Raw genomic sequence first — 25,224 nt, 5'->3', positions numbered from 1 at the left:
AAACTGCATCGTACCGACCGGGGTGATACGCAGGCAACGGACGGAAAGTTTCAGGAAATTGCGCACAATGTCGTCGGCGCACAGCGGATGACAGGACGCAACATTCGATTGAAACTCCCGCCAGGCCGCCCATCATCGGGGCTTTGGCCGTGCAACCTCAAGATTAAATCGCCAGCGTTTTCGCTTCCTTAATCACATTTGCCAATATTGCCGAAAAAGCCCGCAGGAGTTGCGCTGATGAACCGATTGCTTCCTTCAACCATTGTCTCACAGATTGTTTTTGTCACAATAGGGCTGATTTTTCTCGGAATTTCGGCTGTCGCTGGAGCAACGTACTATCAGTTGCGGGAGCGCGTCCTGACGACTGCGGCTGACGATGTCAGGGATGCAAGCCGCGCGATGGCGGTCATCTACAGCGTGAAACTCGCCGGCACGACAGTCGATATACGCGACGGCGAACTTCGCGGCATCGTGCATGATGGCGCCCAACAGGTTTCAGATCATGATCTCGTCGACAAGGTGGCCACGTCGATCGGTGGCGTCGCTACCATCTTCCAGGTCCAGGACGGCGACTACCTGCGCATTTCGACCAATGTGAAGAAGGAAAATGGCGAGCGTGCTGTCGGTACCAAACTCGCCGCCGACCATCCGGCCCGACCGATGCTTGCCGCCGGCAAGCCCTACTACGGCGAGGCCGTTCTGTTCGGAAAGCCGTATATAACCGGCTATTTTCCCATCCGCTCAACCGCCGGCGCGACGACCGGGGTTCTTTTTACCGGTATCCCGATGCAGGTCTATTCGGACCAGATCGATGCGCTGAGAACGCTGATTTTGATTGTCGGCGCTGCCGCCATGATGGCCATCGGACTGCTCGCCTATGTAACAACGGGGCGTTTGATCCGCCCGCTGACGGTCCTCAGAGGCTCTGTGCAGGCGATTTCCTCCGGCACGCTGGACACGGCCATACCCTACCTGTCCCGCCGCAATGAATTCGGCGACATAGCCCGGGCACTGGAAGGGTTTCGCGACAACGCCCGTGCCAAGCAATTGATGGAAGGCGAAAACGCCAGGCAGCGCGCATCCGTCGAGGAAGAGCGGGCTCGCAACGAAAGCGACAAGCGCAGTCTCGACAGCCAGATCGATTTTGCTGTCGAACAGCTCGCCGGCGGCCTCGCCCGGCTTGCACAGGGCGACCTGTCGCACGACATCGACACACCGTTCGCCGGGCGGCTGGAGCAGTTGCGCATCGACTTCAACGGCTCGCTGGTGCGCCTGAAGCAGACGATGGTGCAGATCCGCGAAAATACACTCTCGATCCAGGGCAGCGGCTCAGACATGCGTCAGTCCGCACTCGACCTTGCCAAGCGTACCGAAGATCAGGCAGCATCGCTGGAAGAGACAGCCGCTGCTGTCGAGGAAATCACCGTCACCGTGCGCTCTTCGGCTGACCGAGCCCGCGATGTTCAGCAGGTTGTCGGCAAGACGCGCAAGACCGCCAGCAGTTCTGAATCTGTCGTCAACAATGCCATCGAGGCAATGGGCCGCATTGAAAGCGGCGCGCGGCAAATCGAGCAGATCATCGAGGTGATCGACAGCATCGCCTTCCAGACCAACCTTCTGGCCCTCAATGCCGGCATCGAGGCTGCACGGGCCGGAGACGCAGGCAAGGGATTTGCCGTCGTCGCCCACGAGGTACGCGAACTTGCACAGCGCTCGGCCGACGCAGCAAAGCAGATAAAGGGGCTGATCGACCAGTCGACCGCCGAGGTCAAGACCGGATCGGCGCTGGTGCGCGAGGCCGGCCAGGTGCTGACCAGCATCAGCACGCAGATTGTCGAGATCAGCAAGCACATCGATACCATCGCCACCGCCGCCCAGGACCAGGCCTCGGCCCTGCAGGAGGTGAACAGCTCCGTCAATGCCATGGACCAGATGACCCAGAAGAACGCCGCCATGGTTGCCGACACGACAGCCGCCAGCAACGAACTGGCCGACGAGGCCGACGCCCTGCTGACCATCGTCCAGCAATTCCGCACGGACGACGTAACGCAGGCGACGCCACGGATGGCCCGCGCGGCGTGAGACGTACGCCTGCAGCAGCAGACCGTGCTGATAGGGTTAAGCACCGACTGACGTATGAAGGAGGATGGCCATGCTGATTGTATCGATGAAGCGGCCGTCGATGTGGACGGCTCGCCTGAGAACCCCCTCGGTTGCGAAACCGACCTTCTCGTAGAGCGCGATGGCAGCGACATTGTCCGCATGGACGGAGAGCTCGACGCGGAGAAAATCCCGCTCTCGTGCTTGCTCCAGAGCCGCCTCGATCAATCTCCTGCCGAGCCCCCGTCCGCGAAATTCCGGGATCAGCCCCATCGCCAGGCTACCGCGATGGGCGTGGGCAGGGAAAAAATGACGGGTGATGTCACACCATCCCACAGCGCGGTTGCCGGCGATCGCCACCACATGCGGGTTTTTCCGCCCGATCATATCGAGTACATGGGCGCGCGTTTCCGCCAGCGAGAAGGCTTCGAGCATCGTCAGATATTTTCGCTCCCGGGCAACCGTGTCGAGGGCAGCGTGGAAGCTTTCGACATGCTCGTCTGAGGTCGCGACAATCTCGATTTCCTCTTTGCCCGTCATGACCATAGTCATCCACTCCCCTTCCCGAAAGCATGTGCTTGCAGACTATCCTCCACCGTAAAACGACCGCAAGGCAATTAGCAGATTGCTCAACCAGATGCGGTGGAGAACAGAATAGCGCGGGATGGCTGGCTACTGCGGTACTGAAGCTGGCTAGTTGTCCGGGAAGCCACGGCTTCGCCATTCGCTCCGTGGCACGGGCTCGCCGATGTCAAAGGAAAAGGACTGTACTTTCGTCGCCTCAGCATCCAGTTCGCAGCGAAAGCGCAGATTGTACCACTGTCCATCGGCGCGAAACTGGCTGCGCTTGACGTCGAGAACGTTGCCTGACGGCAGTCGGTAAGCCGGCAGCAGCTCGGGCCGATAGACGGGCGCTGCGTGGCGCAGCTGTTCACGCAGCTCGCTGGCGCACAATTCTCCGGCGCGAACCCCACGTGGGATATTGCCCATCGCTCGGGTCGCAGCGGCATCTCCGGTCTCACTGCGGGAAAACAGCTTCTTTGCCTTCGTCATTGCTCCATCGGCGGGCTTTCCACCCGGCTTTGGCGGCGCAGGCTTGTCCTTCGGTAACTCGGACGGCGGCGCTGGCGCTAGTTCGACCTTGGCGCTGTCGGGACTGTTGGAGGGTGGGCCATTCTTTTCGGCAGTGCTGTCGGGCACGTCTACCTGTGGCAGGTCGATGTTTGGTGGCAAAGGCCCTGCCCCGCCCGGCGCATCCACCGGCGGGGTATCGGTGAGGGGTGTCTCACTCGGTGGCATTGCAGCCGGCGGCTTGTCGGTCGGGGGCACCTCCGGTGGCGTTTCCGGAGTTGCTGCGGCGTCCGGCGTTTGCGCCGCCGCATCATCTGGCTTGGCATCCGTCGCATCGGGCTTGGCCGCATCGTCAGCCGTCGGCTCCGGCTTGGTGTCGCCCTCCGCGCTGTTGCCGTCTTCCGATTTCTTCGGCCCGGCATCCTTGTCGCCATAACGAAACACCGGATCGAGCGCGCGGATCCGCGACTGCTCGGCGGGAGGCGTCGCCTTCGGGGGTTCCTCTGGCGGCTTCTCCTCCGGTGGCAGTGCCTTTTCAGGTGGCGGCGGAGATGGCGGCTTTTCCTCCGGCGCTTTCTCGGGCGGCGGCGGGGGTGGCGCCGGCTTTTCCTCCGGCGGCTTATCAGCGGCTGGCGGGGGCGGCGGCTCGGGAGGAGCCGGCGGTTGCTCGGCTTTCGCAGGTTCGGCTGGTTTGGCCGGTTCGGGCGGCTTTTCCGGCTCCGGCATTTTTAGCGGCTCGGGCAGCTTGTCAGCCTCCGGCTTCGGCTCGGGCGGTTTTGGCTCTTCCGGCGGCGGCACCAGTTCGACGCTGACGCTATCTTCCTTGGCGGGCTCCGGCATCTTCATGGCGTCCGGCAGGAAGAACAACGCCACGACCAGCACATGCACGACAAGCGAGGCAAGCACCACCCAAAGCGTCTTCCGCCACCGCACAAGCCGTTCGCTCGCCATGCTTCAGTGCCGGTCCATCGACGCGTCGCCGCCTGGAAAATATGCCAGAATACCAATCATACGAATTCCTTAACGCCTGCCGACTTGCGAAGATACCGGATTCTCGATCACCATCCCGTCAGCAGACAGAGAGAGCTGAGATGGGGATTGCGGGACGCCGCGTCCAGCCATGATCGGCAGAGCTCGCGAAATTGCCGCAAGATTGCCGGTCTTCGAGGCCGCGGCCCGCCTCTGTGATCGACATGAGCTCGGGATACGCGCAGCCGACGCATTGCATCTGGCGATTGCCATGGACGCGTCCGCAACCCTGCTTACCTTCTGACCTGCCACTGAACTTTCATCCAGCGGCGGTTAGAGCCTCGGCGGCTTTGAATACGCCAAATGGCGCGGTGTGAGCAACCGGCGGAAACGCGAAGCTTTCATCTTGCGTAGCGTTGGAGCCGGTTGCGGCGATGAGCCCGGCATAGTCCGCCGGGGTCTGATATCCGAGCGATGAGTGCGGCCGGAAATGGTTATAATCCTCCGCCCATTCAGCGATGGCGCTGCGGGCATGATCGAGGCCGAAGAAGAGGCTCTCGTTGAGCAACTCGTCGCGCATGCGTCCGTTGAAGCTCTCGACATATCCATTCTGCATTGGCCTTCCCGGCGCGATGTAATGCCATTCGACCTTGTGATCTTTCGACCAGGCAAGGATGGCATTCGAGGTGAGTTCGGTGCCGTTGTCGGAGACGATCATTCCTGGCTTGCCGCGTCGTTCGATGAGGGTCGTCAGTTCGCGAGCGACGCGACGACCGGAAATCGAGGTGTCCGGGATCGCCGCCAGGCACTCGCGCGTCGCGTCATCGACGATGTTGAGCACGCGGAACCTCCTCCCGCAGGCGAATTGGTCGTGGACGAAATCCAGCGACCATCGGGCGTTGGCCTTCGCTTCGACCAGGATCGGTGCACGCGTGCCGACCGCACGCCGCCGGGCTTTGCGCTTGCGAACGGAAAGCCCTTCCTCGCGATAAAGGCGATAGATGCGGTTGATCCCGGAGGGCTCTCCCTCCCGCCGAAGCAGGACGAACAGTCGGCGGTATCCGAAACGTCGACGCTCATTGGCGAGGTCGCGCAGCTTCGCTCGCAACTCGGTTTCCGGGGGTCGGTTCGACTGATAGCGGATCGTCCTGCGGTCGGCGGATATGATTTGGCAGGCCCGTCGTTCCGAAAGACCCATGACGGTCTTCAGATGCGTGACGGCGTCACGCTGGGCGGCGGGCCCTACCATTTTTTTGCAAGAAGCTCGCGGAGTGCGGCCGCATCCAGCATCTGCTCGGCCAGCAACTTCTTTAGCCTGGCATTCTCGTCCTCAAGCGCCTTCAGCCGCTTCGCTTCGGAGACTTCCATGCCGCCGTATTTGGCCTTCCAGTTATAAAACGTTGCTTCTGAAATCCCGTGCTTGCGGCAGAGATCGGCCGCCTTCGCGCCAGCCTCCTGTTCCTTAAGCACACCGATAATCTGCTCTTCCGTAAATCTCTGCTTCTTCATTCGTCCGTCCCTTAATAGGCCGGACTCTAATCCATTCTGGAGGAAATTCTCAGTGGCAGGTCACTTCGACCACCTTCTCCTGAAAGCCGCGTCGAGCCTTGGCCACCCCTGCCCGCCCCATGAAAAAACCCGGCCAGTGAAAACTGACCGGGTTTCTGTTGGTAACCTCTCGTAGAACCTCAGCTGTCGAGGAACGAGCGCAGTTTGCGGCTGCGGCTTGGGTGCTTGAGCTTGCGCAGCGCCTTGGCTTCGATCTGGCGGATACGTTCGCGTGTGACCGAGAACTGCTGGCCGACTTCTTCCAGCGTGTGGTCCGTGTTCATGCCGATACCGAAGCGCATGCGAAGCACGCGTTCCTCGCGCGGCGTCAAGGATGCCAGCACCCGGGTCGTCGTTTCGCGAAGGTTCGCCTGGATGGCGGCGTCGATCGGCAGCAGCGCGTTCTTGTCCTCGATGAAGTCGCCGAGATGGCTGTCTTCCTCGTCGCCGACTGGCGTTTCGAGCGAGATCGGCTCCTTCGCGATCTTCAGGACCTTGCGGACCTTTTCGAGCGGCATGGCGAGCTTTTCGGCCAGTTCTTCCGGCGTCGGCTCGCGGCCGATCTCGTGCAGCATCTGGCGCGATGTCCGGACGATCTTGTTGATCGTCTCGATCATGTGCACCGGAATGCGGATCGTGCGCGCCTGATCGGCAATCGAGCGGGTGATCGCCTGGCGGATCCACCAGGTCGCATAGGTCGAGAACTTGTAGCCGCGGCGATACTCGAATTTGTCGACCGCCTTCATCAGGCCGATATTGCCCTCCTGGATGAGATCGAGGAACTGCAGGCCACGGTTGGTGTACTTCTTGGCGATGGAGATGACGAGACGCAGATTTGCCTCGACCATTTCCTTCTTGGCGATGCGCGCCTCGCGCTCGCCCTTCTGGACCATGTGGACGATACGGCGGAATTCCGAGATGGAGATGCCGGTTTCGGTCGCAAGGCTCTGGATATCGCCCCTGATGTCGAGGATCGTCTTGGCTTCGCTCTCGGCAAACTGCTTCCAGCCGCGGCCGGTCAGGTTGGAGATGAAGGTCATCCAGTTCGGATCGAGCTCGGCACCGGAATAGTGCTCGAGAAAGCTGTCGCGCTTGACGCCGTAGGATTCCGACAGGCGCAGCAGCTTGCCCTCGTTCTGCACGAGACGCTTGTTGATGTCATAAAGCTGCTCGACCAGCGCATCGATGCGGTTCTGGTTGAGCGACAGAGACTTGACCGACTTGATGAGCTCGTCCTTGAGCTCCTTGTAGCGGCGCTCCTGGGCCGACGACAGGGCGCCGGCGGCAGCCAGACGCTGCTCGACCTGCTGGTCCTGCAGCTTGCGCAGCTTCTTGTAGGTCTCGGCAATGGTGTCGAGCGTCAGCATGACCTGCGGGCGCAGCTCGAATTCCATCGCGGCAAGCGAAAGGCTGGACTCGTCGTCCTCCTCTTCCTCTTCCTCGCGCTGGCCTTCGCCGCCGACATTGGTGATGTCGTCGTCGCCGAAGCGTGCCTTGCGGGTCTTTTCCTTTTCCTCGGCGAGCTTACGGTCGGCCTCGATCTTCTCAGGCGACTGGAATTGCGGAGCGGCCTTTGCTTCCGGGCCGGAATAGGTGGTTTCGAGATCGATGATCTCGCGCAGCAGCGTCGTGCCCTCGTTGAGCTCGTCGCGCCAGATGATCAGCGCCTGGAACGTCAGCGGGCTCTCGCAAAGACCGCCGATCATCGTCTCGCGACCGGCCTCGATGCGCTTGGCAATGGCGATTTCGCCTTCGCGCGACAGAAGCTCGACAGAGCCCATTTCGCGCAGGTACATGCGCACCGGATCGTCGGTGCGGTCGGTCGGCTCCTTCTTCTTGGCGGTGGCCAAGGCGGTGCCGGCCGAAGGCGCAAGCTCGCCGCCTTCGCTCTCTTCCTCGTTGTTGTTGTCATCGTCGTCGGAAGAGGCCGGCGTACCGGGCTCCTCGACGTCCTCGTCTTCCACGACGTTGATGCCCATGTCCGAGAGCATGGCCATCGTATCTTCGATCTGCTCGGAGGTGACTTCCTCGGACGGGAGGACGGCATTGAGCTCGTCCATCGTCACGTAGCCGCGCTTCTTGGCGGCCTTGATCATCTTCTTGACCGCGTCATCGGAAAGATCGAGAAGCGGGCCGTCGGAGGCGCCGTCGCGTTCGACTTCAGCTTCTTCGTTTTCTTTGACTTTGGTTGCCATCTATATAGTCGCTTTCCCTGACGCTGCCCTGCCTGCGGTTGGGCTTGAGAGCCCCGAGCAAAAAACTCGCCCGCCGCAATTGTTCACGAACACCTACGGAATGATCTTTAATTCCGAATTAACCACGCGCGCCCAAAAGCTCAAGGCCAGACGGTTCACCTGGCGAACTGCTGGACATTGCTGCCCCATGACGCGCGAGACCTTCTCTGCCTGAAATGGTGATTCCCACTATTTCCCTTCCCGTCAAGCTATTCCGCGAAGAATGATGCGGAAAACCCGGAAAAAGCCCGACATACATGGGCCGACTTGGCACGGAGGCCGGTATGGGTGGGATATGGGGAGGATTGGGGGAAAGACAAGGGTGGGGGTGGATGGGGCGCGGCCCTACCATCCAGGTAACGGAGAAGCGCACGCATATCGGATCGAACGCTACCGTTCTTACGTCGCGGAAAAATCCGAGAAAAGCATTTTTAGTTCCGCCGCGATCCAATCATGCGCAAGGGTAAGCGCCGGAGTTTCACCCGTGAAGCCACCGTTCGGAGCGTAGCCATCAAACGCAGGCAATTGTCCAGAACTTGTCTCAACAGTTACATCAGACGGCCTACCCAACTTATCCAGTCGCGACAAAACATTTTGGTAATGCTCATTAAATTCAACCCGCTGACTGGCGATGTCAAGTTCTGAAACAGGCTGAACAACAACTTTGGGGTCAGTGTAGCTTTCAACAGGAATCCACCACTGCTTTAGTTGCCAATCTCCATCTTCTGAACCATTCAATCTCAGGCACCACTGAATTGGCCTAATTAGATATCCCTGCATTTCGTCACGGATAGCGGGAAAACTGAAGTGAACAATCTCACAAAATATTTTTTCTGCGCGCTTATATGTCTCAATTAGTGCCTCGGGCGCTTTTCCGAAAGCAATTCCGCCACATTCGCCAGAATACTTTGTCCACCAAACATCAATTTTGGCGTCACCAGCATCTAGGCAGATTTGTAAGTCGTCTAACAGCGCGCTGATAGCGAAGTCTTCATCTTCACTCTGGAAATCACTAACGCAAACAAAACTTTCTCTTGCAGGATCGAGAGCCCTCTTGATCGAAACAAGATCAATGCAGTCTTGTGGGAAATTTTCCTGCTTAACCAATATCCTCATACGAGATACTAATCGCTCTCGGGCAAGGCTGACTCCACCCTTTAATTTTCGCCCACTAATAATCTTATTGAGGGTTTCACGTAAGACTCCGACACCGATCGCGCGACCATCGTCTAGCCTTAATCTTGAAAGTAGGACATTTACACCTCGTTGACGAAAACCGGTGTCCGTCTGAGCTAACGAGACCCGAGCATCATTTGCTGAACGCATCTGGAACGAATATGAAACGGTCGACAAATGGGCGTCCAACAGCCCTCCTATACATAATCCACAATTGCTAACACCTACTTCTTCGAGGCAAATTTCATCCCACAATTCTGGAAAATAGGCTAAACTTGTCTGCTCGAAGCCATCAAGAATGTCTTGCAACACATTTTCTTGAGCCTCCACCTCCGAAAGCTGGAATAGCATGGGGGACGCGTCGGCTCGAAATTTGAAAGCTGCAAGATATTCGCATATGCCAGACTGGCTAAGCCGATACCACAGTGCACGTTGATACTGGAGATTGGGTATTTGGCCCATCAGCAACGTTGCTAATAATGAATCGTTTCGAAACGTAGTCCGCTCGATAGAGGTCCTAAATTCCTCTAAAGACAGCGATGCAAGATGCTTCGCCCTTAGAAAATCTGCCAGCGCCTCATGTACCAGTTCAACATTGTTCTGCGAAATATTAAGCGCATCAGATTGTACCAACGCATTAAAAATCTCCTCATCGAAACCTGCTTCTATTAACATACGATAAGCGGCTATGTTTGAAAGTGGCTCAACAAGGCTCTGCTGCGCAAGCAAAAGCAGGGCAGCTTCACGCCGCACACGTATTGCAGGCGACCCATCCGACCATCCCAAAAATTTTGTCAGCCAGTCATCAAAGAGCTTTGTTAGGGTTTCTGGACGACTTCCAAATTTGCTATAGTGCTCACAGATTAACCTGAGGAATAAAGGGTGCCCCAACCGAGCATTGAGCGACTTCGGCAAATCCCACGATATATTGTGAGCTATTCCTGAAATTATGCCCTTCTGGAACTCTTGTCTTTGTTCGTAGTCCAACTCCTTAAGTCTGACCGCGGGGAGGTAGATATCAGCCGTAGCGGATGGACGTGAAAAGACGAATAGGACAACTTTCGGAAAGTCGCGTCGAATGGCGGAAATATCTGCGGCAATGTGTGCTCTACGTGAACTCAGGACTCTCTCTAGCCCATCGCAGAATATTATTGCGCCATCCTGCCTCCACACATCCCGCCATTTAGAATCTGTAATATGTGGACAATGCGCATTGATCCGCTCATGGGTATATTTGAAGATAGAGATCCCTTCTGCCACCAACTCTACTAAGGGAACTTCAACTGGAATTTTATCACTGGCAGATTTAGAATAAGATCCGACGGCAACATGAAAAAGATGCTCGCATAGCTGAGTTTTGCCGAAGCCGGATGGTCCGGTTATCAAAGCGCCCTTAGGAAACTCTGCGTGCAACTCGGCGCTTGAAATTGTCGGCAGGTCCTGTCCCCTAGCTAATGTCCGTTGGACAAATAGCTTCGCAGGATTTGTCCTATCGATCTCGGCCGCAATGTAAGCCGCCATTTCACTCGCAGCGGTGGCAAAATCCTTTCCCCACAGTCCCTGACAATGTGACATAGCGGCCTGACGCGATATCAATGCCTCAACATCACCGCGCCGTAAGGCCAGTTCAGTTACGCTACATGTAAACACCAGACTGTTTTCAGCGGACAATTGCTGCTGCCATATTTCAAACTTGAGGCCGTTTGTAATAATAATGAAGGGTGTTCGAAGCACTCGAGCGTAAGATTCTACCTGCTGACACGCACCCTTTATATCTTTACTTGGGCGCTTCGCCTCAATGACAGCAAGGGAGGTATTTTCGTCTTTTATTGGACCGCAATATACGACGAAATCCGCTTCAAACGGCCGCCCCTTTTTTACTTGCCCCTGATGAAATTCGACACTTTTTTTTGGAACTATGTCATCATCTTTGTCGTACCCCAGCGCATGCAACAATGGAGTTACTAGCCGAGATTCGACAACGGCCTCGGTGTCATCCGGATCAAAAATGATAGCTCCAACCGAACTCCAGAAGTCGTTCATAGACAGACCCCAAACACCAGCATCATCCCCCCTCACCCCCGCCCAATCACCGCCAAAAACGCATCCCCATAGCGCTCCAGCTTCGCCTGCCCCACGCCCGAGATCGCCAGCATCTCGTCCGCACTGCCCGGCCGTTCGCTGGCCATGGCGATCAGCGTCGTGTCCGGAAACACGACATAGGGCGGCACGCCCAGCGTCTTGGCGATCTTCATGCGCTCGGCCCTCAATTCCTCGAACAGCGCCGCATCCGCTGCCGACAGGCCGGCCGTCCTCGGCGCGCCGCCGCTGGCAGCGCTCGCGCCGGCACCGCGCCTCGCGGACTTGGCCGTGGCCGGGCGGTCCTTGCGGAACTGGATGCTGCGTTCCTTCTTGAACACGGCCTTCGCATCCGGCGTCAGTTTCAGCGCGCCATAGGCTGCATGATCGACGCTGACGAGGCCGGCGGCGAGCAGCTGGCGGAAGACGGATTGCCAGGTGCGGACGGGGATGTCCTTGCCGACGCCGAAGACCGGCATGTCGGCATGGCCGAAGCGCTGGGTCTTCTCGTTGACGTTGCCGACCAGCACGTCGATGACGTGGCCGGCGCCAAAACGTTCGCCGGTGCGGTAGATGGCCGCCAGCGCCTTGATCGCCGCTTCCGTGCCGTCCCAGGTTTCCACCGGCTTCAGGCAGGTGTCGCAATTGCCGCAGGCGCCAGCGTGGCTTTCGCCGAAATGGGCAAGGATTGCCTGGCGGCGGCAGCCGGAGGTCTCGCAGATGGCGAGCAGCGCGTTCAGCTTGGCGCGCTCCACCCGCTTGATTTCAGGTGCCGACGCGCCTTCGTCGATCATCTTGCCGCGCTGGATGACGTCGGCCATGCCATAGGCCATCCAGACGTTGGATGGCAGGCCATCGCGGCCGGCGCGTCCCGTTTCCTGATAATAGGCCTCGACGGAGCCCGGGATGTCGAGATGGGCGACATAGCGGACGTTCGGCTTGTCGATGCCCATGCCGAAGGCAACCGTCGCAACAAGGCAGAGGTCTTCCTCCTTCAAAAATGCATCCTGGTTGGCATCGCGCACAGACCGGTCCATGCCGGCGTGATAGGCGAGCGCCCGGATGCCCTGCCCGTTCAGCCATTCGGCGGTGTCCTCGACCTTGGCGCGCGACAGGCAGTAGACGATGCCGCTGTCGCCCTTGTGGCCGGAGAGAAAGCGCAGCAGCTGCTGGCGCGGCTGGTCGCGCTCGACGATCTCGTAGGCGATGTTGGGGCGGTCGAAGCTGGTGGAGAAGATTTTTGCGGTGTCGAGCTGCAGCCGGGCGATGATGTCGTCGCGGGTGTGCGGATCGGCCGTCGCCGTCAGCGCGATGCGCGGCACGCCCGGAAACTGCTCGGCGAGCTTGCCGAGTTCGCGGTATTCCGGCCGGAAATCATGTCCCCACTGCGACACACAATGGGCCTCGTCGATGGCAAACAGCGCGATCTTCGCGTCGCCGATGGTCTGGCGGAAATTGTCGGTAAGGATACGCTCGGGCGTCATGTAGAGCAGTTCGAGCGTGCCGTTGCGGATGTCGCGATAGATGGCTTGCGCCTCTTCGCGCGAGATCGACGAGTTCAGCGCCGCGGCGTTGACGCCGAGCTGCTTCAGCGCCTGCACCTGGTCGCGCATCAGCGCAATCAGCGGCGAGACGACAATGCCAATGCCGTTGCGGCAGAGCGCCGGGATCTGGAAGCACAACGACTTGCCGGCGCCGGTCGGAAATAACACGACCGCATCGCCGCCGGAAACGACGTGCTCGACCACCTGCTGCTGCTTGCCGCGAAAGGCCGGATAGCCATAGATCCGCTTCAGCACCTCGAGCGGCCCCTGCCCGGCGGACGACCTCGGCAACGCCCGCGAAGTGTGCGGCTCTGGCGCAGCAGACGGCTCGCCGTAGGGCTCCCATCCGGCCGCTTGATCCGGCTCAAAGACATCCCTCGGCGGTTCGAGGCCGAACAGCGCCTCGTCGGTGGAAAACCGTGGATCGTTCTTCTCCGGCTTCGACATTATCTTCCTTCGCTCGGCAGGTCTTCACGCCCGCCCTGACCATGATCGGCCTGCTGTTTCATTTCGGTCGCCGCCGTCGAATCGACGGGTTGGAGGCACCCCCGAGGCTGGCCCACCATGGCATGTTTCGAAGTCGACTGCACCCGCTGCACTTCCCTTCTCCCCTCGGGGAGAAGTGCCGAGCGAATGCGAGGTGATGAGGGGGTCTTCGCGCCGTCGCCGTCGGCTCAAGGCCCCTCATCCGCCCTTCGGGCACCCTCTCCCCCGAGGGGAGAAGGGGAAACGTCCTTCCCGATCAGATCAGCGGCGGCAGCAGGTTCATGAGCAGCACCATGACCAGCCCGACCACCGAGACGATGGACTGGACCACGGAGATCGTCTTCGTCGCTTCGCCCATAGACATGCCGAAGGATTCCTTCACCAGCCAGAAGCCGGCATGGTTGGCATAGTTGAAGAACAGCGAGCCGCAGCCGATCGAGAGCGCCAGCAACGGCACATTCAGCCCCTCGCCGCCCGCTAGCGGCCCGAGCAGGCCGGATGCTCCGACAATGCCGACGGTGGCCGAACCCGTCGACACCGACAACAGCATCGAGATGATCCAGCCGAGGATAAGCGGCGACAGAGAGAACTGCTGGCTGAGATGCATGATCGCGTCGCCGACCTTGGCGTCGGTCAGGACGTGCTGGAATGCGCCGCCGCCAGCGATGATCAGGAGCACGTTGGCGACCGGCTTGACGCTCGCCGACATCGAGCTGCGCAGCGTCTCCGTGTTTCCATTTCCGATGTAGACAAGCATCAGGGCGGCAAACAGCACGCCGATCAGCATGGCAATGGCCGGCTCGCCCAGAAACCCGGTGACATGCACGAGTGCCGCGTCCTTGGGGAACACCAGTTCGGCAATCGCGTTCGCCAGCATCAGCAGCGCCGGCAACAGGGCGGTGAGCAGGCTGAGCGCGAGGCCAGGCGGTGTATGGTCTGCACCGTCGACGGGGCCTTCGGACGAGAACTGGTCGATGAGCGCCTGATCCGGCCGAACGGACAGTCGCGGCGTGATGAAGGCGCCATAGACCGGTCCGCCGAGAATGATGGCCGGGATTGCGGCGAGAAAGCCATAGAGCATTGTCGCGCCGATATTCGTATGCAGCGAGGCGATGGCGGTGAGCGGTCCCGGATGCGGCGGCACCATGCCGTGCATGGCGGCGAGCGCAGCGATCACGGGAACGCCGACATAGACATAGGCCGAGCCGCGAACGCTGGAGGCCGCATCGAGCTTGCGCGCCACGCTGAAGATTAGCGGCAGCAACACGACCAGCCCGACCTCGAAGAACATCGGGATGCCGATGATGAAGGCCGCCCCGGCCATCGCCCAGGGAAGCAGGCGCACGGAGGTCTTGCGGATGATGATATTGGAGATGCCCTCGGTCACCCCGCCATCTGCCAGTATCCTGCCCAGCATCGCCCCCAGCGCAACGACGAGACCGACAGCGCCAAGCGTGTTGCCGGCACCCGACTCGATGGACTTGATCAGCTTGTCCGTCGGCATCCCCGTCAGCAGTCCGACAGCGATGGAAGTGATGATCAGCGCGATCAGCGGATGCAGACGCGCGCGGGAAACGATGAGAACGACGAGAAAAATGACGCCGCCAAGGGCGGTCAGCAAGAGCGCAATGTCCGAGTTTTGCATGGTCTGTTCCAGCGCCCCCACGGGCCTCGGCGGCTGTCCGCCCGGGCTCGGGAAGCGAATCCTTGATGCCTCGACGATAATGTCGGCCCCTCTTCGCAGAGAGCCCGGTTTCTGTAAACCGTAGTTGCGCGAACGATCTATTCCGACTTCGAGCTTTCCGCATCGGAGGCGCCACCGCAGAAACTGCGGCACAAACGGCGTGTCAACGCTGGTGAGCTGAGCCACAGACCGATCGGGATCGTCGGTGATCGAAGGGAACGGGAGACGCATGATGATGGGGCGGTGACCGCAATGGATTGTGAGTTTGCGGCGGCGCCCCCCTCTGTCCCACCGGGACATCTCGCCCACAAGGGGGAGATTGGCCGAGAGGCCCGAGCCCGCAAGCGAAAAGAATGATCTCCGCCCTTGTGGGGGGAGATGTCAGCGCAGCTGACAGCGGGCGGTGAAGCCCATAGTCATCAGCCGCCGTGGGTGACGGCTGCCTTGACGCGGCCCGACAGCAGGCCGAAGCCGTCGATGATGGCTTCCTGGTTTTCCATGCGGGAGATTTCCAGCTGGATCTCGTTCAGCGCCCGCATCAGTTGATCGATGTCATCCTCGGCACCGGCCTCGGTGGCATCGGCAATCTCGCGCTCGAGCTCGATCTTCTGCCAGCGCAGTGCCTTGGTGCGCTTGTGCAGCCCGAGCGCCTGACGATATCCCTCGCGGGCATCCTCGATGGCGGCCTCCTCGGTGGCAGTCCAGAGCCGCGCATTGCGCACCTGCTGGTCCAGCCCCTTGATCAGCGCCGCAAACCCCTGCGCCTCCAGCCTCTCGACCAGATGCTCGCGGGTCAGGTGCGGGCCAGCCAGTGCCGCCGCGGTGCCGAGCATGGCCGACCACAGGCGCTGCAGATCACGGTTGTCGTAGTCGATCGAGGCGATCTCGTCATATTCATCCTGCAGCAGCAGCGGATGGTTGACGATGGTCAGCGCCAGCACGCTTTCGCGCAATGCAGGCGCAGCGCTATGGCCGCGCACCATGCCGGAGCCGGTCAGCCGGTTGGAAATGGCATTCGGCGCCTTGGTGCTGGCAGGTCCGTTGCCACGCGGATCGTTGCGGCCCGCCCGGCCACCGCTGGCGTTGCCGCTCCTGAAATTGCGGCCCTGCTGGTTGCCGCCGTTGCGAAACTGCGGCTGGAAGAAAGCATTCAGCCGGTCGCGGATATCCTGCTGGTAGTGGCGGCGGACATTTTCGTCGGCAATGACCGATACCATCTGCTTCAGTCGCGCCTCGAGCTCGGCGCGGCTTTCCGGCGTGTCGAACTTGCCGCTCGAGACCTCGCGGCTCCAGACCATCTCGGCCAGCGGCCGCGCCTGCGACATCACCTTGTCGAACGGAGCCCTGCCCTCGTGGCGGACCATGTCGTCGGGGTCCTTGCCGTCGGGCAGCATGGCAAAGCGCACCGAATAGCCGGGCTTCAAACGCGGCAAGGCCAGGTCGACACCGCGGTTGGCAGCGCGGATGCCGGCGGCATCGCCATCGAAGCACAGCACCGGCTGCGGCGTCATGCGCCAGAGCAGCTCCAGCTGGTTTTCGGTCAGCGCCGTGCCGAGCGGCGCCACGGCATTCTCGATGCCCGCCTGATGCAGCGCGATGACGTCCATGTAGCCTTCGACGGCAATGATCGTGCCTGATCCATCAGCGCCCTGGCTGGCGCGCCGGGCGCGATTGAAATTATAGAGCACGTTGCCCTTGTGGAAGAGCTCGGTCTCGTTCGAGTTCAGGTACTTGGCCGGCGCATCCGGCGCCATGGCGCGGCCGCCAAAGGCAATCACCTTGTCGCGCGACGACAGGATCGGGAACATGATGCGGTCGCGAAAGCGGTCGTAAGCAACCGGGATGTCCGACCCGTGGACGACGAGCCCGCAGGCCTCGATCTGGTCCTTGGGCACGTTCTTTCCAGCCAGATATTCCTTCAGCGCGTTGCGGCTGTCGAGCGCAAAGCCGAGCCGAAAGGTCTCGATGGTCCGGCCCGTCAGGCCGCGGTCACGAAGATAGGCCCGGGCCCGCGCGCCGCTTGGGCTCTGCAGCTGCTCCTGGAAATACTGCGTTGCCATCTCCATCACGTCGAGCAGCGAGGTCTGCTCGCGCTGGCGCTTCTCGGCAACCGGATCGGCCGCCGGCATGGCGATGCCGGCCATATCGGCCACCTGCTGCACCGCCTCGGGAAAACTCAGGCCCTCGAGATCGGTCAGGAAACGAAAATGATCGCCGGTGACGCCGCAGCCAAAGCAATGATAGCGGCCCTTGCGGTCCTCGCAGTGGAAGCTCGGCGACTTCTCGCCGTGGAACGGGCAGCAAGCCCAGTAGTCGGCCCGCGACACGTTGGTCTTGCGCTTGTCCCAGCTGACGCGCCGCGCGATCACGTCCGATATCGGAACGCGGTCGCGGATCTCGTCAAGAAAGGTCGGGGAAAATCGCATGGACACCTCTGGCTGATGCTTCTCCTATAAGCCCTAACGTCCGCCATTGCCATGAAACTCGTGGGGGTCAGTGCTGATCCACAGGATTGACAAAGCGGGTGCTGTATATACAATTTGAAATACAACAATCGAGTTTAGCGGCTGTGAGGGACGAGAGAACTCCATGCCGCTGATCCGAATACGATTTGCCTCCCACGAATGGGACGATGACAAACGCCAATCGAATTTGCGCAAACACTGAATAGATTTCGAAGATGCCGTTCTCGCTTTGCGTGAACCGCATATCGAATACGGCTTTGACAGAGAAGGAGAAGTCCGCACGGTGGCAATCTGCACCGACTCCGGAAAACTGATCGCCATTGTCTATACGATGAGAGGCGAGATATGCCGGATCATTTCAGCCCGTGCGGCACGAAAGAATGAAATCAGAGAATATCACCAGAATAACCACTGACGAAATCCTTGCGAAACGCGCCCGTGGCGAGGTGAGCGAGACAGACTGGGCGCGCGTCGATGCCATGACCGATGAAGACATCGAGCGTGCCATGCGCGACGATCCCGATTGGGCTGACTTCATCGACATCGACTGGTCGAAGGCCGAGTGGATGGTTCCCGTCGCCAAGAAAGCCGTGTCGATCCGGCTTGATCAGGATATCGTCGATTTCTTCCAGGCCAGCGGCAAGGGCTACCAGACCCGGATCAATGCTGTCCTGCGTCACTACATGAGCGAGGAAAAGAAGCGGCGCGCCAAATAGTGGCGGCATCGGTCGCAACAAGGATGCAGATCGCCGCTGCCGACACCTCGATCACGGCGCATTTGCGGCCGAACTTGCCGCGCGAAACATTATTTTTTTGTAATTTGAAAAGCATGCTGCAGCGCAATAGCTTGCAGGTACGGGCTAGGACATGCCGGCAGAGTTGATATCTTTGCGACGCGACATGTCCGGACAGCCCCGCCGAACCGGAAGCCGAGGAGAGCTTCCTGTTTAGGAGAATGGCATGCGAATACTGATCGTCCCCTTTGCCGCCGCAGCCATCTTCGCGATGGCAAACTACAGTGCCTCGGCCATGAACGACAGTCAGGCAAATAGCCTGAAATCTTTCGACCAAGCTGTCATGGCTTGGCAGATGGCGCATCACCCCGCGACACAAACGAAGGCCTCGACAAACCGCTGATTTTTCGAATTCCCGTGTGAGACACCATCCCTACCCCCGGCGCGGTCTCACATGGGTGGCTTTGCTATAGACGTCTGATTTTGGGCCCCACCCTGCGTCATCAGACGGCTGCAAAGTACAAAGGCAGGAGCTCCCCCCAGCTCCTGCCTTTTTTATGTCCTTGGGCTCGTTGGCATTATTTCAGCAAATCCTTCAGGATCCCGGAGGCTTTGGCGAAATCCATCTGGCCCGCATAGCGCTCCTTCAGCACGGCCATGCACTTCCCCATGTCCTTGATGCCGGCAGCGCCGGTCTCGGCGATAACCCCGGCAATGATCTCCCGGGCCTTGTCGTCGGAAATCTGCTCCGGCATGTAGCCTTGGATAATGGCGATTTCCTCGCGCTCCTTGGCAGCCAGTTCCGGGCGCTTGCCCTCGTCGTAGATCTTGGCCGATTCGTCGCGCTGCTTGATCATCTTGGCGAGGATCTGCAGGATCTCGTCGTCGCTGGCCGCCTCCTTGGCGACGCCGCGATTGGCGATGTCGCGGTCCTTGATGGCCGACAGGATCAGCCGCACGGTCGAAAGCCGGGCAGCATCCTTGGCGCGCATCGCATCTTTCTGGGCGTTGGCAAGCGTTTCGCGGATCATGGTACACTCCTTCAACGGGCCAGCCGCGAAAATCGGCCGCCCCTCATCTGTTTGCATGTCTCTTAGACTATCGGGTCGCGACCGATCAACGCAATTGCACGGGAATTGCCCTAGATAGATTGACCGGCGGGACACATTTGGCTATTGACCGGGACCTGCACACACATCGATATCAGGACCTGATACAGCGCGACCTTTGTCGTGCGCTCCTGTCCGCGAACCAGAATGGCGACTGCGGCCGACCTTTGCAAGGTTTGGCACGCGCACGCCGGAAACGGGATAACAATGACCGCGACTGCCCCCTGGACGACCGAACTGCCGACCGCCATGCTGGTTCTTGCTGATGGCACCGTGATCGAGGGCAAGGGCATCGGCGCCACCGGCAAGGTGCAGGCCGAAGTCTGCTTCAACACGGCGCTGACCGGCTACGAGGAAATCCTCACAGACCCCTCCTATCTCGGCCAAATCGTCACCTTCACTTTCCCGCATATCGGCAATGTCGGCGCCAATGACGAGGACGTCGAGGATCTGACGCCCGCCGGTCGCCACGGCGCCGTCGGCGTCATTTTCAAGGCCGACATCAGCAACCCTTCGAACTATCGCTCGCTCAAGCATCTCGATGCCTGGCTGAAGGGCCGCGGCATCATCGGCATGTGCGGCATCGACACAAGGGCGCTGACCGCCTGGATCCGCGAGCATGGCGCGCCCAACGCCGTCATCGCCCACGAACCGACCGGCACCTTCGACATCGACCAACTGAAGGCCGACGCCAAGGCGTGGAGCGGCCTCGAAGGCCTCGATCTCGCCAAAGTCGCGACTTCGGGCCAATCGGCCCAATGGGCGCAGACCCCTTGGGTCTGGAACGAAGGCTATGGCGAACTCGGCCCCGAAGAGGCAAAATACCACGTCGTCTGCCTCGACTACGGGGTCAAGCGCAACATCCTCCGGCTGTTTGCCGGCCTCGACTGCAAGGTGACGATCCTGCCGGCCAATGCCTCGAGCGAAGATGTGCTTGCCCTCAAGCCGGACGGCGTCTTCCTGTCGAACGGCCCCGGCGACCCGGCAGCAACCGGAGAATATGCCGTGCCTGTCATCAAGGACCTGATCGACAGCGACATCCCGATGTTCGGGATCTGCCTCGGCCACCAGATGCTTGGCCTGGCGCTCGGCGGCAAGACCGAAAAGATGCATCAGGGCCACCACGGCGCCAACCATCCGGTCAAGGACCACACGACAGGCAAGGTCGAGATCGTCTCGATGAACCATGGCTTCGCGGTCGACGCGAAGTCGCTGCCGGAAGGCGTTGAAGAGACTCACGTATCTCTGTTCGACGGCTCGAACTGCGGCCTCAGGCTTTCCGGTAAGCCGGTGTTCTCCGTCCAGCACCATCCGGAGGCTTCGCCCGGCCCGCAGGATAGCCACTACCTCTTCCGCCGCTTCATCAACATGGTGCGCGAGAAGAAGGGCGAACCGGCCCTGACTGAACGCTAAACCTTATTAAGGAACATCGATCTGAGCCCTGGCTGAATTTTCAGTCCGGGGCTTTTTTGTTGCCAGGGGCCAATTTCAGCTGGAGGTCGAGAGCGTTGAGCACGCCAAGCAGCGTGCTCAGCTTCGGATCGCCGTCGGCGCTGAGAGCTTTGTATAGCGCTTCGCGGGTGATGCCTGCCGTTTTCGATACTTCCGTCATGCCTTTGGCGCGCGCAATGACGCCCAACGCCACCGCGACATAGGATGCGCTCCCGGAATTAAAAGCATCGCTCAGCAACTCAAGCTGGGATTGGCCGCTCTGCAAATGATCTGCAGCATCGAAAGGTAGCGTCTTCACTGGCAATCAAATCTCCAAATCATTCGCCATGGCCTTGGCTTTCCGTATATCGCGGGTTTGAGAACTCTTGTCGCCGCCCCACAGTAAAATGACCAGGACAGATCCGCGCTGCACAAAATAAACCCGATACCCAGGCCCATGATCGACGCGCAACTCGCCGATGCCATCGAAGAATTTTATGTCTCCAAACAAACCGGCTTGCAGTCGAACGATACGCTGGGTGATCCGCTCAACCGCACGCTTGTCTTTCAGGCCATCGAACCAACGCCTGAACAAGATCGTCTGCCGAACTTCGGGCATCGACACAATGTAGAGACAGCTCACAGTTTTGTAAACTGTAGATTACAGCTTCTTCACAGGATTCATCCTCCGAGCCGCAAATTCAGTCAGCCAACTCGTCGCGCCCTTCCGCCTTCACCAGCAGATAAAACCGGACGCACAGCATCGTTGCTGCTGCGGCGAGACCTAGAAGGAAGCCGAGCCAGATGCCTATGCCACCGAGACCGAGCGGAAACGCCAGCACCCAGGCGAGCAGGAAGCCGATCGGCCAGTAGGCGACCAGTGCGATGATCATCGGTACCCGCGCGTCCTTCAGACCGCGCAAGAGGCCGCTGGCGATAGCCTGCAACCCATCCACCAGCTGGAAAATTCCGGCAACGACGATTAGCGGCGCGGCATAGGCGAGCACCTGCGGCGCCTCGGCGGAGGTTACATCGAGGAACCAGCTGCCGAAATATTCAGGCATCGTGGCAAACAGGATCCCGCCTATTACGGACAGCGTCGAGGAGATGATGAGCACGGTAATCGCCGCGCGTATGAGTGCGGTGCGGTCCCCACGGCCATGGGCGACACCGATCAGGACGGTGGCCGCCTGCGAAAGCCCGAGCGGGATCATGAAGGCGATGGATGCCCATTGCAGCGCGATGCCGTGGGCGGCAAGCTCGATGGTGCCGATCCTGCCGATCAGCAACGAGGCTGCGGTAAACAGGCTGACTTCGGCAAGGATGGTGATGCTGATGGGCAGGCCGAGCCGGACGACGTCCCACAAGGCATGCCAGTCCGGCCGCCAGAGGCGAACGAAAATCTCATAGCGGCGTGTCTCGGCAATGCTCTGCACATAGCCGACGATGAACAGGAATCCAGCTGTCTGCACCGCAAGCGCCACATAGGCGGCACCCCGCAGACCCATGGCAGGCAGGCCGAAATGGCCGAGCACCAGCCCGTAGGCCAGCAGCGCATTCATGGCGAGCATGGCGATGGTGACGTAGAGCACGATACTCGCCCGCCCGATGGCGCTGACCAGCGAGCGGATCACATTGTAGAGCGACGCCGGCAGCAGCGCGAAGTGGCCGATCGCGATATAGCCTGCGGCAAGTCTGGCGACATCCGGCTTCTGCCCGGCGGCAAGCAGAATGTCCTCGGCGTAGTAAAACGCCGGTTGCATGATTAGCCAGTAGGCAACGGCCACCCACAGCCCCATCCGCAGAGAGCGGCGAACGCTGATGACGTCGTCGCGCCCATAAGCCTGCGCCACCATCGGAATGACGGCGATGGAAAAGCCGGAGCCGAAGATCAGGATGGTGAACAGGAACTGGCCCGAAAGCACCATGGCGGCCAGTTGCTCGGCCCCGAGCCTGCCGACGATCATCACATCCGTCGTGTTTATACCGAGCTGCGCCAGCTGTGCGCCGATCAGCGGCACGCCAAGCATGATTGCAGCGCGGAAATGCGCTGGCCAGGAATTGTCGTCGTTATGCGCAAAACGCTGCGCAAGCAAAGGCGTATCCATGTCGAAAGTCTCGTCGTTCGCTGCGCCGGTCGACCGGATGGGTCGCAAGCGTTTCGGGCGCTGGTAGCGCAAATAGGCTTCATAAGCCAGTCGCGAGCGCAATTTTGACGAAGAATGCGGCAGATTCCATGAGGAATGACTAAGCCTTAGGCATTTTCTTCAACGTCTCGCGCTTTCGAGCGCACCCTGACCACAAAGACCAGAAGCGCCACCAGCAGGAAGACCGATGCCAGCGCATAGGGAGCCCCGGCAAAGACGATGGGTGCACTGGGCCCGGTGAACCAACCGAACAACTGGGTGAAGATCAGCGGTCCGATGATCGTCGTCAGGCTGGAAAGGCTGCTCATGGCACCCTGCAACTCACCCTGCGCCGAGGCCGGCACAGAGGCTGAGGCAATGCTGCGCAGCGGCGCATCCGCCACGCTTTCCAACGCTGTCGCAACGATGACCGCATAGACCATCCACCCCTCCCAGGCGGAGGCATAGCCGGCAAGACCAGCGGTACAGAAGGCAAGACCGACCAGCGCCGTCCGCCATTCGCCGAGGACGGGCACCAGGCGCGGCATGACGAAGCCCATGACGACGGCGCTGCCGATGCCGAACACGCCGAGCGACAGACCGATCTGCCGCTCGTTCCAGCCGTACCGGTCGGCGCTGACGAAAGGCCAGACGGCGGGATAGACGGTGTGAGCCAGCCAGTAGAGAAAAAACACCAGGCCGATCCAGCCGATACCGGGATAGCTGCGCATCTGCTTCAGCGCACCGAAAGGGTTGGCCCGCGAGAGGTCGAACCGGCGGCGGTTCTTCGCTTCCAGCGTCTCCGGCAACATGAAGCAGGCGAGCACGAAGTTGACCAGCGACACGAATGCAGCGCCGAAAAACGGCACGCGCGCACCGAACCCGCCGAGAAAACCGCCGATGATCGGCCCGAGCACGAAACCCACGCCGAAAGCGATGCCGATCAGCCCGAAATTTTTCGAGCGGTTCTGGTCATTGCTGACATCGGCGATGTAGGCCGAGCATGTGGCGATGCTGGCACCGCTGATGCCGGCCAAGATTCGGCCGACGAACAGCATCCAGTAACTTGTCGCCAGCGCGCAGATCAGGTTGTCGATGGCAAAGGTCAGTACCGACGCCAAAAGGACGGGCCGGCGCCCGAACCGATCCGAGAGATTGCCGATAAACGGCGCAAACAGGAACTGCATGCCGGCATAGGCGAGCAGCAGCCACCCCCCTTCCACCGCAGCCTCGCTGATGGAGGCCCCCGTCAATTCCTCGAGATAGGCCGGCAGCACCGGCATGATGATGGCTATGCCGATGATGTCGAGGAGCAGGATGACAAAAACGAGGAAGAGGCCGCGGCGTGCAAATGTCGGATCGATCATGAAAGGCGCCTGTGTTGATAGGCCCGGGCATCTGAAGAGACAGAACGGGAACGCAAAACCGCAGTACTTGTGAGCGCTATCGTAGCGCAGAAACAATGGGTGAACAGATCAAATTTATTGATCGATAAATCGCCAAAATTCGTTCCAGACCAGAACATTAGATATTGATTTCACGGCTGCACGGCCCGTTTCTGGTCGGCCTTCAGAAAATCCACGAAGGCGCGCAGCGGCCCGGGCATGTGGCGGCGGCTGGCATAGTAGAGAAACGGTCCGGGAAAACGGCTGACCCATTCGTCGAGAATAAGGACCAGTTCTCCCTTTTCGACGGCAGGCGCGACTATCTCCTCGAAACAGCGCAGCACGCCCAGTCCGCGCACGGCGGCACCGACCTCGATCTCGAGCGAATCGGTGATCAGCGAGGCCGGCGGCGAGAGGACGAGGCTCTCCTCGCCTCGCTCGAATTCCCAAAGTCCTACCGAACGGCTGACGAAACGGTGTCGGATGCAGCGGTGCTCGAGCAGGTCGCTCGGATGTTGCGGCGTGCCATTGGCTTCGAGATAGGCCGGAGACGCGGCGGTCACATAACGCTGCTCGCGCGGCCCGAGCGGTACCGCGATCATGTCCTGTTCCAGCCGCTCGCCATAGCGCACACCGGCGTCGAAGCCGGCGGCCAGCACGTCGATGAAGCTATCGTCGGCCGCCACCTCCAGCCGGATATCCGGATAGAGCGCCATGAAACGACCAAGCAGCCCAGGCATGATATAACGGGCAACGATGGAGGGGATGTTCAGCTTCAACGTGCCGGCCGGGTTATCGTCGGAACTGTTGATCTGGTCGAGAGCGGCAGCAACGTCGCTGAAGGCAGGCGCCAGCCGTTCCATTAGCCGCTCACCGGCTTCCGTCGGGGTAACGCTGCGGGTGGTACGGTTCAACAGCCGCAGGCCGAGCTTTTCTTCCAGCCGGCGCACCGCCTCGCTAAGCGCCGAAGGCGAGACGTTGCGGTTGCGAGCGGCGGCGCGAAAACTGCGTTCTCGGGCAACGGCATGGAAGGCGGCGAGATCGCCGAGCGGCAGGTCGTCCATTGTGCAAAATTCCGTACGG

20 protein-coding genes are annotated in these 25,224 nt (G+C 60.2%); 6 read left to right on the top strand and 14 right to left on the bottom strand.

The features are described 5' to 3' along the window. Positions 1-237 precede the first annotated feature (237 nt). On the top strand, positions 238-2,082 hold the full coding sequence (locus J5278_RS07800; RefSeq protein WP_209184277.1) for a methyl-accepting chemotaxis protein: 1,845 nt from the start codon (positions 238-240) through the stop codon (positions 2,080-2,082). A gap of 36 nt (positions 2,083-2,118) precedes the next feature. Here J5278_RS07800 and J5278_RS07795 read toward each other — a convergent pair whose 3' ends face one another. Further along, a complete protein-coding gene (locus J5278_RS07795; RefSeq protein WP_209184280.1) occupies positions 2,119-2,640 on the bottom strand; it encodes a GNAT family N-acetyltransferase in 522 nt (173 codons plus the stop codon). A gap of 153 nt (positions 2,641-2,793) precedes the next feature. Next, on the bottom strand, positions 2,794-4,122 hold the full coding sequence (locus tag J5278_RS07790) for a DUF930 domain-containing protein (protein WP_209184278.1): 1,329 nt from the start codon (positions 4,120-4,122) through the stop codon (positions 2,794-2,796). Between the two features lie 169 nt (positions 4,123-4,291). Between J5278_RS07790 and J5278_RS07785 the strand changes: the two genes are divergently transcribed. Next, positions 4,292-4,444, top strand: a complete 153-nt coding sequence (locus J5278_RS07785; protein ID WP_219258330.1) for a hypothetical protein — start codon at positions 4,292-4,294, stop codon at positions 4,442-4,444. A gap of 15 nt (positions 4,445-4,459) precedes the next feature. On the opposite strand, the gene J5278_RS07780 is transcribed toward J5278_RS07785, so the two are convergent. The 6 genes from J5278_RS07780 to dnaG form a co-directional block, all read right to left on the bottom strand. After that, a protein-coding gene (locus J5278_RS07780; RefSeq protein WP_219258329.1) for an IS3 family transposase occupies positions 4,460-5,649 on the bottom strand; the annotation gives its coding sequence in 2 pieces (ribosomal slippage) (positions 4,460-5,397 and positions 5,397-5,649; 1,191 coding nt in all). Positions 5,650-5,828: 179 nt separating this feature from the next. Further along, complete coding sequence (gene rpoD, locus J5278_RS07775) at positions 5,829-7,883, bottom strand: RNA polymerase sigma factor RpoD (protein WP_142823284.1); 2,055 nt, start codon at positions 7,881-7,883, stop codon at positions 5,829-5,831. 438 nt (positions 7,884-8,321) lie between these two features. Beyond that, positions 8,322-11,141, bottom strand: a complete 2,820-nt coding sequence (locus J5278_RS07770; protein WP_209184281.1) for an NACHT domain-containing NTPase — start codon at positions 11,139-11,141, stop codon at positions 8,322-8,324. A gap of 32 nt (positions 11,142-11,173) precedes the next feature. Next, positions 11,174-13,168 (bottom strand): DNA helicase RecQ, encoded by a 1,995-nt coding sequence (gene recQ / locus J5278_RS07765; RefSeq protein ID WP_209206502.1) that lies wholly within the window; start codon positions 13,166-13,168, stop codon positions 11,174-11,176. Positions 13,169-13,463: 295 nt separating this feature from the next. Continuing rightward, positions 13,464-14,852, bottom strand: a complete 1,389-nt coding sequence (locus tag J5278_RS07760; protein WP_209184283.1) for a GntP family permease — start codon at positions 14,850-14,852, stop codon at positions 13,464-13,466. 458 nt (positions 14,853-15,310) lie between these two features. After that, on the bottom strand, positions 15,311-17,317 hold the full coding sequence (dnaG, locus tag J5278_RS07755; RefSeq protein WP_209184284.1) for a DNA primase: 2,007 nt from the start codon (positions 17,315-17,317) through the stop codon (positions 15,311-15,313). A gap of 268 nt (positions 17,318-17,585) precedes the next feature. On the opposite strand from dnaG, the gene J5278_RS30900 reads away from it, so the two are divergent. From J5278_RS30900 to J5278_RS07740, 3 genes are all read left to right on the top strand, one after another. Beyond that, positions 17,586-17,771 (top strand): BrnT family toxin, encoded by a 186-nt coding sequence (locus J5278_RS30900; protein ID WP_247749157.1) that lies wholly within the window; start codon positions 17,586-17,588, stop codon positions 17,769-17,771. Further along, entirely contained in the window at positions 17,737-18,072 is a 336-nt protein-coding gene (locus J5278_RS07745) for a BrnA antitoxin family protein (RefSeq protein WP_209184285.1), read from the top strand. The genes J5278_RS30900 and J5278_RS07745 overlap by 35 nt, the downstream gene beginning before the upstream one ends. Before the next feature lie 244 nt (positions 18,073-18,316). Continuing rightward, positions 18,317-18,493: a hypothetical protein gene (locus tag J5278_RS07740; protein ID WP_209184286.1), complete on the top strand. Its 177-nt coding sequence runs from the start codon at positions 18,317-18,319 to the stop codon at positions 18,491-18,493. Positions 18,494-18,668: 175 nt separating this feature from the next. Here the strand turns inward: J5278_RS07740 and J5278_RS07735 are convergent, their stop codons facing one another. Beyond that, positions 18,669-19,121: a GatB/YqeY domain-containing protein gene (locus J5278_RS07735; RefSeq protein ID WP_142823290.1), complete on the bottom strand. Its 453-nt coding sequence runs from the start codon at positions 19,119-19,121 to the stop codon at positions 18,669-18,671. 285 nt (positions 19,122-19,406) lie between these two features. Here J5278_RS07735 and carA point away from each other — a divergent pair, with 285 nt between their 5' ends. After that, positions 19,407-20,612: a glutamine-hydrolyzing carbamoyl-phosphate synthase small subunit gene (carA, locus tag J5278_RS07730; RefSeq protein WP_209184287.1), complete on the top strand. Its 1,206-nt coding sequence runs from the start codon at positions 19,407-19,409 to the stop codon at positions 20,610-20,612. Between the two features lie 40 nt (positions 20,613-20,652). Here the strand turns inward: carA and J5278_RS07725 are convergent, their stop codons facing one another. From J5278_RS07725 to J5278_RS07705, 5 genes are all read right to left on the bottom strand, one after another. Next, entirely contained in the window at positions 20,653-20,949 is a 297-nt protein-coding gene (locus J5278_RS07725) for an addiction module antidote protein (protein WP_307877418.1), read from the bottom strand. A 6-nt stretch (positions 20,950-20,955) separates the two neighbouring features. Further along, a complete protein-coding gene (locus J5278_RS07720) occupies positions 20,956-21,225 on the bottom strand; it encodes a type II toxin-antitoxin system RelE/ParE family toxin (protein ID WP_307877405.1) in 270 nt (89 codons plus the stop codon). Positions 21,226-21,331: 106 nt separating this feature from the next. Beyond that, positions 21,332-22,738 carry an MATE family efflux transporter gene (locus J5278_RS07715; protein ID WP_209184290.1) on the bottom strand — a complete coding sequence of 469 codons (1,407 nt, stop codon included), beginning with the start codon at positions 22,736-22,738 and terminating at the stop codon, positions 21,332-21,334. A gap of 146 nt (positions 22,739-22,884) precedes the next feature. Beyond that, on the bottom strand, positions 22,885-24,123 hold the full coding sequence (locus J5278_RS07710; RefSeq protein ID WP_209184291.1) for a TCR/Tet family MFS transporter: 1,239 nt from the start codon (positions 24,121-24,123) through the stop codon (positions 22,885-22,887). Positions 24,124-24,293: 170 nt separating this feature from the next. After that, positions 24,294-25,205 (bottom strand): LysR family transcriptional regulator, encoded by a 912-nt coding sequence (locus J5278_RS07705; RefSeq protein WP_209184292.1) that lies wholly within the window; start codon positions 25,203-25,205, stop codon positions 24,294-24,296. Between the last annotated feature and the right edge of the window lie 19 nt (positions 25,206-25,224).

Source organism: Rhizobium sp. B21/90 (genome assembly GCF_019355815.1).
In the GTDB taxonomy this organism is placed as follows: domain Bacteria; phylum Pseudomonadota; class Alphaproteobacteria; order Rhizobiales; family Rhizobiaceae; genus Rhizobium; species Rhizobium rhododendri.
This window is presented reverse-complemented; position numbering and strand designations above follow the sequence as displayed.

Bases quoted from the DNA above. Each gene is read 5' to 3' on its own strand.
- J5278_RS07800 (WP_209184277.1), top strand. From the start codon at position 238: ATGAACCGATTGCTTCCTTCAACCATTGTCTCACAGATTGTTTTTGTC.
- J5278_RS07795 (WP_209184280.1), bottom strand. From the start codon at position 2,640: ATGACGGGCAAAGAGGAAATCGAGATTGTCGCGACCTCAGACGAGCAT.
- J5278_RS07790 (WP_209184278.1), bottom strand. From the start codon at position 4,122: ATGGCGAGCGAACGGCTTGTGCGGTGGCGGAAGACGCTTTGGGTGGTG.
- J5278_RS07785 (WP_219258330.1), top strand. From the start codon at position 4,292: ATGATCGGCAGAGCTCGCGAAATTGCCGCAAGATTGCCGGTCTTCGAG.
- rpoD (WP_142823284.1), bottom strand. From the start codon at position 7,883: ATGGCAACCAAAGTCAAAGAAAACGAAGAAGCTGAAGTCGAACGCGAC.
- J5278_RS07770 (WP_209184281.1), bottom strand. From the start codon at position 11,141: ATGAACGACTTCTGGAGTTCGGTTGGAGCTATCATTTTTGATCCGGAT.
- recQ (WP_209206502.1), bottom strand. From the start codon at position 13,168: ATGTCGAAGCCGGAGAAGAACGATCCACGGTTTTCCACCGACGAGGCG.
- J5278_RS07760 (WP_209184283.1), bottom strand. From the start codon at position 14,852: ATGCAAAACTCGGACATTGCGCTCTTGCTGACCGCCCTTGGCGGCGTC.
- dnaG (WP_209184284.1), bottom strand. From the start codon at position 17,317: ATGCGATTTTCCCCGACCTTTCTTGACGAGATCCGCGACCGCGTTCCG.
- J5278_RS07745 (WP_209184285.1), top strand. From the start codon at position 17,737: ATGAAATCAGAGAATATCACCAGAATAACCACTGACGAAATCCTTGCG.
- J5278_RS07740 (WP_209184286.1), top strand. From the start codon at position 18,317: ATGCGAATACTGATCGTCCCCTTTGCCGCCGCAGCCATCTTCGCGATG.
- J5278_RS07735 (WP_142823290.1), bottom strand. From the start codon at position 19,121: ATGATCCGCGAAACGCTTGCCAACGCCCAGAAAGATGCGATGCGCGCC.
- carA (WP_209184287.1), top strand. From the start codon at position 19,407: ATGACCGCGACTGCCCCCTGGACGACCGAACTGCCGACCGCCATGCTG.
- J5278_RS07715 (WP_209184290.1), bottom strand. From the start codon at position 22,738: ATGGATACGCCTTTGCTTGCGCAGCGTTTTGCGCATAACGACGACAAT.
- J5278_RS07710 (WP_209184291.1), bottom strand. From the start codon at position 24,123: ATGATCGATCCGACATTTGCACGCCGCGGCCTCTTCCTCGTTTTTGTC.
- J5278_RS07705 (WP_209184292.1), bottom strand. From the start codon at position 25,205: ATGGACGACCTGCCGCTCGGCGATCTCGCCGCCTTCCATGCCGTTGCC.